The sequence below is a fragment of the Okeania sp. SIO2B9 genome, assembly GCF_010672505.1.
GTDB lineage: Bacteria > Cyanobacteriota > Cyanobacteriia > Cyanobacteriales > Microcoleaceae > Okeania > Okeania hirsuta.
The window spans coordinates 1-6,843 of the sequence record NZ_JAAHGK010000274.1 but is presented as its reverse complement, the minus strand read 5'-3'; the positions used below and the strand labels follow the sequence as shown (position 1 = coordinate 6,843).

Annotated in this window: 3 protein-coding genes and 4 pseudogenes; 4 read left to right on the top strand and 3 right to left on the bottom strand. The window is 38.2% G+C overall.

Going from position 1 to position 6,843, the window contains the following annotated elements; genetic code table 11:
- The 3 genes and pseudogenes from F6K13_RS11950 to F6K13_RS11940 all read right to left on the bottom strand — a co-directional run.
- Positions 1-439: pseudogene (locus tag F6K13_RS11950) on the bottom strand (hypothetical protein); the annotation flags it as partial.
- 377 nt (positions 440-816) lie between these two features.
- Positions 817-1,021 (bottom strand): annotated as a pseudogene (locus F6K13_RS35785) (HD domain-containing protein); the annotation flags it as partial.
- 430 nt (positions 1,022-1,451) lie between these two features.
- Positions 1,452-1,640, bottom strand: a complete 189-nt coding sequence (locus F6K13_RS11940; protein WP_124147204.1) for a hypothetical protein — start codon at positions 1,638-1,640, stop codon at positions 1,452-1,454.
- Between the two features lie 993 nt (positions 1,641-2,633).
- Here F6K13_RS11940 and F6K13_RS11935 point away from each other — a divergent pair.
- The 4 genes and pseudogenes from F6K13_RS11935 to thyX form a co-directional block, all read left to right on the top strand.
- Positions 2,634-2,951 (top strand): annotated as a pseudogene (locus F6K13_RS11935) (reverse transcriptase N-terminal domain-containing protein); the annotation flags it as partial.
- Positions 2,952-3,124: 173 nt separating this feature from the next.
- A complete protein-coding gene (locus F6K13_RS35105) occupies positions 3,125-3,265 on the top strand; it encodes an HNH endonuclease signature motif containing protein (protein WP_161564699.1) in 141 nt (46 codons plus the stop codon).
- A gap of 791 nt (positions 3,266-4,056) precedes the next feature.
- A pseudogene (ltrA, locus tag F6K13_RS35100) lies at positions 4,057-5,887 on the top strand (group II intron reverse transcriptase/maturase).
- A gap of 162 nt (positions 5,888-6,049) precedes the next feature.
- Positions 6,050-6,568 carry an FAD-dependent thymidylate synthase gene (gene thyX, locus F6K13_RS11920; RefSeq protein WP_275670449.1) on the top strand — a complete coding sequence of 173 codons (519 nt, stop codon included), beginning with the start codon at positions 6,050-6,052 and terminating at the stop codon, positions 6,566-6,568.
- Positions 6,569-6,843 lie beyond the last annotated feature (275 nt).

Below are 6,843 nucleotides of genomic sequence, written 5' to 3'. Positions count from 1 at the left end.
TCAGTAGTAATGCGATAAATACTGATTCTTCTACAGCATGAATTAAACTATAACGTTTCTTGGAAAGTAGTCTAGCTACTTCTAGGAACATTAATAGGTCATAAATAATTTTCTTCCAAGAAAATCCAGGACGTACATTCTTGACAAATGGGATGTTGATTGTACGGTATATATTAGTATTTTTATAGTCAACATCTTTCCCTTGTGGATAGGTTACTACATCAATTTTATCGTTTTGTTGTGATAAAAATTTTAAAACTAAATTATCAGCAATAGGTGAACCTCGGTCTTGATAAAAAGGATGAGGAATTAAAAATAAAATATCTAAAGGAGAATTAGAGTTTTTGGTTTTGTCATTGATTATTTCCAGATTTTCATTGTTTTTTGCATCAAATAACTGTATTCCGTGATTTTTAGTTAAAGTAAATGATTCAACCATAATTAAAACCTTTTTAGCACCTCATAAATTTTGGCAATTATATTTGATAACGCAATTTTATTTGCAGATCAATCAAAAAGCTAGATATACTTGAATTCACAAAAGTATAGGTTGTGAATTCAACAGTTAATTGCTTATAGTAAGCATGAATTTCAAAGTTTTTTCTATTACTTAGTATCCTAACAATCAGCATCAGCAATTTCAAGTAGTTTCGAGGAACTTTACCAAAACTTTAAAAATTATGGCCTTTAGGCCCGATGATCTTCATCAGAATTTCATAATTCTCTTGTAAACTCAAGATTACATAATTAAATTCACTACTTATATTAAATATGTATATTGAAAACTTATTTATACAGAACATTACATTCCTCTCTAGGAGGTTTCGGAGTTGTATCCGTATCGGTACAACCATCTACTATTTCTGTTACTCTCTCCAAACTGTAGTCTAATTTCTGTCCAAATCAGGTGGCCAACCTTGATCTTCTATTGCATCCTGAAGTAGTGCTGCTATGGCCTCATCCTCATTCCATATTCAAGGGCAATACTAACTACCCCTAAAAGCTGAGAAATGTGACCCACATCTTGAAGCACAAAATGTAGTACAATAAAGGTACAAGCATCGTCATCAGAATTATCAGTCTACTTATTCTTGTATAGATAAAAAAGCGAGGGTTAAAGTATTGTTCCTGAACAATAAGTTGCTATAATCACCAGAAAACACAGGAGCAACAATACTCCCGTAGATCGCGTCAATCAATTTTGAGTATTAGGTAGTGTGGTCGCACACCACTCAAATCAGTCTTGAAGAAGGAGACAGGAGACAACCCACCCCCAACCCCTCCCAGGAGGGGAAGACAGGAGACAGGAGGAAAATTACATGGGGATAGTCTTCGACAAGCCGCTCCGCGTCTACGCTCCCCCAAGTAATTTTGAACACCCCCGTTGACGGTGGGGTATTAAACCCACAAAGAAAATGATAATATTTTTGACAAGTAGAGGGTAAAATTTCTCAAATAAAGCTTCGTTCTGATGTAAGATTTATTACTTGTTTTCGACCATTTATTGTGAATAAGTGAATTCCTTGCAAATATTGAAATACCCATCTTAATGTTGGATGTTCTGTAAGTTTTCCTATTTGGGTAGCGTGTAACTCAGTGGCGTAGATTAAAGCTTCTGTAAAACGGTGGGAAAGTATCATTTGTTTAAGTTAAAAGTCAAAAATAAGAAAAATCTATCACTTTTTAGATAGTCAATCTGAGGATGCTTTAATAATAATTGTTCTTGGATATCAATCAACTATAAAACTATAAGATTGATTGAATATAGAAAAATTTTATGGATAAATTTCGGGTAGAAGTGATTGCTAAAACTCCAAATCCTCAACAGGTAATTTATGCAGCTCTGCATCAAGACGTGCGGTTCGTTTGAGGTGTAATGGCCTCAGCACCTGTCTTTATATTGAAAGACAGGTCAATAGGGAAGGGATAAAACCCGATACCGAGACAACTCACTTCCCGTAAGGGTGAGTCAAATCACGACCAGAATCACATGGTCAATAAACATCAGATCATGACAAAATTTAACAAAAGTTAATATAACTACGTTAAATAAATATCAAGATTTGACAAGTCCCTTCTCGAAAGTACCTCGATGACAGCATATACCCCAATGTTAAGCAGGTAGCGACTACTGACATTGAAGCGGGTATAAAAGCGAACAAATACCGTAACCTAAATGGAAAATTTTCGCAAGCATTCAGTCATGGGTAACGAAAGTGAACTTCTATATTTGTCGTGAGCAGCAAAGTTGCGAAACTAGGTTGATACGCAGCGGTCAAAATCACCAAAGGTTAAGGGATAAATATGAGTCTTGATATTTATCGGTACTCCAAAATGACCTCGGCAAAAAGGAAGACCCTAAAACTGATACCAACGGGAAATGGGAACGAATTAAATCTAAGGATAGGCTCTTAAAGTGGTCGAATCTTTGAGTAGTAGCTAGCGTAAGCCACCTTAGATGGGATTGAATCCGAAGCTAATGCCAATTTGTAATGAGTTGGATATGCCCACAGATTCACGATTTAGGAATTATACGTTCTTAAGTAGGAGTAAATATGTCCAGAACAGAGATAAAATCAACGTTGGAATGGAAAGACATAGACTGGAAAGCAGCCGAATAAAACGTCTTCAAGCTCCAAAAACGAATCTATAATGCTTCTAAAAGTGGAAATGTGAGGTTAGCCCACAAACTACAAAAACTTCTTGTCAAATCTTGGTCAGCAAGACTCATCGTAGCAAGAAGAGTCACACAGGAGAATAAAGGGAAGAACACAGCAGGGGTAGATGGGAGAAAATCCCTTCCTCCCTCAGAAACACTAAAGTTAGCTCAAAAGCTAAAGTTAAGTCATAAAAGCACGCCAACCAAAAGAGTTTGGATACCCAAACCTGGAAGGAAGGAACAAAGACCCTTAGGAATCCCAAACATATTACCGCGAGACACAAGCGAGTAAAACGTATGTGAAAGTCAAGGGAGATGCTTCCCCTGACAATGGAGATGATAATTATTGGTCAAAGAGATTAGGGGATAAATATAAAACCTGAGACTCTCAAAAAGCCAGAATCATGAAAAGACAAGAAGGAAAATGTACCGAATGCGGACTAACTTTCGCGCACTGGAGATATATTGGAAAAACACCACATTGAGCACAAAGCTAGAGGTGGAAACAATACCGATAAAAATCTAGAAGTACTACATTTACACTGTCATGACAAAAGACATGATGCTGGGAAGTCGTTGCAAGCAAAGGCAGCAGTCCTAAATTGAGGAGCCGAATGAGGTGAAAGTCTCACGTTCGGTTCTGAAGCCGAGTATATAAGGTAACTTATATGCTTAGGGTAACTATAGTGAAGGATTTGTATTTGACGAACAAGATAATTGGCCTACGGAAACAAAATGTGGTGAAATAATTGTCAAGAGACTTTTGGCAGGAGACCGTGGGCATTATGGATGTATAGAGCGTGCGACTCGTTGGTCAATAAGCTAGTAAAACTAGATATAAATGGCCATCCTTAGTCAATACATGAGGACAACCTCGACTAATGGATAACTCTTATGTCCTTGATGGTGAAATTCCATCCGCCTTGTTGTTGGGTTGACAGCATAGGCCACAGGGTAGCGACTGAACATCAATCCCTGAAGCTGGCCTAAATGGGATCAAAGCTTTAACTATCAAACAAGTGAGATTTCTAGCAGAGGCTGACAAGTGGACGAACAGGAAGGTAATCAAACTCTCGAAACATCCATCCATCCCTAAGATAGCTATGGGATGTAGGACAACAAGTCAGAGGGTTAATGGATAATAGTATGTTCTAGCTATGATCAACAACCATGCCAAACCCTCCGGGAGATTTTGCCCCACTAAATCAGCCGTAAAAAGGAATAAGGGAACGAGGAAACCTCTCTAAGACACCTAAGCATATAGGTCGAAATCTTAGGAAGCCATTCAAGGTCAATCTGCGCATTTTGGACGTAGGTCTTAGGGAGAGTAGGATTGGGTAAAAAGCAGTAATGCAGACGTACCCACTGTTAGACGTAATGTAAGGCAATGAATAGTAATGAATAAATCTCAGACACTAAAAAGAAAGTTAGGGAATCCTAAGCCCTTTCTTGAGTGCGTCTTACATTCTGAGGAGACCTCAGAATTACGCACTCGCTTTTTAAGCGTAGCATGGGATACAGAGGATATGCTTTCACAAGTTTCAATCAATCCTAACCTTAAATGGAAGGATATTGATTGGAAGAAGGTAGAAAAATCTGTATACAAATTACAAAAATTGATTTACAGAGCATCTAGTCGTGGCGAATTCCGCAAGATGCACAGATACCAAAAACTTCTTTTAAAAAGCTACCACGCAAGGTTGCTAGCTGTTAGGCGCGTGACACAGGATAACCAAGGAAAGAGAGCTGCTGGAGTAGATGGGATTAAAAACTTACCTCCAATGCAGAGATTTAACTTGGCCGAATTATTAAACACACGCTACCCCAAAGCAAGTCCAACCCTTAGAGTCTGGATACCAAAACCAGGAAAAGATGAAAAACGCCCATTAGGCATCCCGACGATGTACGACAGAGCGTTACAAGCCTTGGTGAAGTTAGGTATGGAACCAGAGTGGGAAGCACGCTTTGAACCTAATAGCTATGGTTTTAGGCCAGGTCGGTCAACACATGATGCTATTGCAGCCATCTATGCCAGCATCAACAAAAAGCCCAAATATGTCCTTGATGCTGACATATCCAAGTGTTTTGACCGAATTGACCATGATGCACTGCTAGGAAAAATTGGCCAAACACCCTACAGACGACTAATCAAACAATGGTTAAAATCCGGAGTGTTTGACAACAATAAATTCCTAGACACTGTGGAAGGAACCCCACAGGGAGGGGTAATTAGTCCCCAAAAGCGCAAACATCGCCTTACACGGTATGGAAGAAAGACTCATGACATTTGCAAAAAACCTTGATATGAAAGGTAACAACGGTAGGCAAATAAGCCAGCGAGACAAAATGAAGAGTCTGATCCTAATACGCTATGCGGATGACTTCGTCATCTTACATGAGAACATCGAAGTAGTCTGGCAAGCAAAAATCGTGATACAGGAATGGTTAAACCAAAAAGGATTAAAGCTAAAACCAGAAAAGACTAAAATTGTCCACACCCTAAAAGAGTATGAAAGGAATCAACCCGGATTTGACTTTTTAGGATTCACAATCAGGCAATGGAAAGTAAAGTCAATCAAGCAAGGATTTAAAACACTGATTAAGCCATCCTCTAAGAGTATAAGAACTCACTATCGGAAATTAGCAGATATATGTGACTCTCATAAAAATGCACCAGTAGAGTCACTTATAGGTAAACTAAACCCGGTAATCAGAGGATGGACGAACTACTATTCAACCGTAGTCAGCAAAGAGACATTTAGTAAACTTGATAATCTCTTATGGAAAAGACTATGGAGGTGGGCAAGTAGAAGACATCCAAATAAGTCAGCCACCTGGGTCAAACAGAAGTATTTTCACCAAAAAGGAACCAGAAATTGGGTTTTTACTAATGGTAAGATTATACTAAACCAACACTCAGACGTACCTATTGAACGGCACATCAAGGTGAGAGGTAATAAATCTCCCTACGATGGTGATTGGATTTATTGGAGTAGCAGAATCGACAAACATCCTGGCGTAAGAAAAGAAGTTACAACGCTACTTAAGCGACAAAAAGGTAAATGCGCATTTTGTGGATTACACTTTAGACCAATGGATTTAATCGAAGTTGACCACATCGTTCCCAGGTCTGAAGGCGGTGATAACACCTATAAAAACAAACAACTGTTGTACCGATATTGCCACGACGTTAAAACTGCCGAGGATTTAAAAGCAGTGAACCATTAGGACTCATTAGATCTTAAGTGGAATTTTAAGGATGTACCCATGACAAGGGACGTTTAAGAGAGGAGCCGTGATGAGGTGAAAGTCTCACGTCCGGTTCTGAAGACGAACAGGCTTTATAAAGGAGTAATCCGGAAATAAGCTTGTTTAGTTTAACATCCTCAAATTACTTTTAATTGTGGTTTTTTTCCTCATAGTGTTATGCAGCAAGCAAGAACTCATCGTGTGGGAGTTACTTTCGATGTACAAAGTTATCGATTTTGTTCGGGAAAAGTTATTGCAGTTGCAGAGGGAAAAACGGATATAGAAACTGCTTTTTATTTACGTCCAGTAGGGGAATATTCTGACCGTCAAGGTAAAAAATATTATTATTCTGCTGAACAACGAGAACAAGATTTACATTGGTGTTTGGAGGCAGCTAAGAAATACAAACTTGATATGGAATTTGGAATGTCTGAAGAACACGCAAGAGGAAAAATTCCTTTTGATTATCGTCAGCATTTTGTTGTTAGTTTTAATTGTCGTAGTTTGCTACATTTTTTGGATTTACGTTGGAAAAAGAATGCTCAATTAGAAATTCAAAAACTTTGTGAGTTAATGTGGCCTCATGTTCAATATTGGGTGCCGAATATAGCAGAATGGTATGAAAAAAATAGACTTGGTAAAGGTAAGTTAGCACCATAGAAAGTCAAAAGTCAAAAGTAAGAATTCAATAGAAATTCAAATGAAGAGGAGAGCGATCGCCTCTGGTTAAGAAGCGATCGCTCAATTAATAGGCTGTTCTATAATTGTATGTTCTTTTGGAGAATAAGATTGAATAGCATGAGCCGATATTCCTCAGCCAAAACCACATTCTAATATGTTACCCCCATTTCGAGTTACTAACGCAGCAAAAGCTTTCATATAAGGCGTTTCCCAACGTTCCATTACTGGATGCCTTTCAATTGCTAATTTTTCAA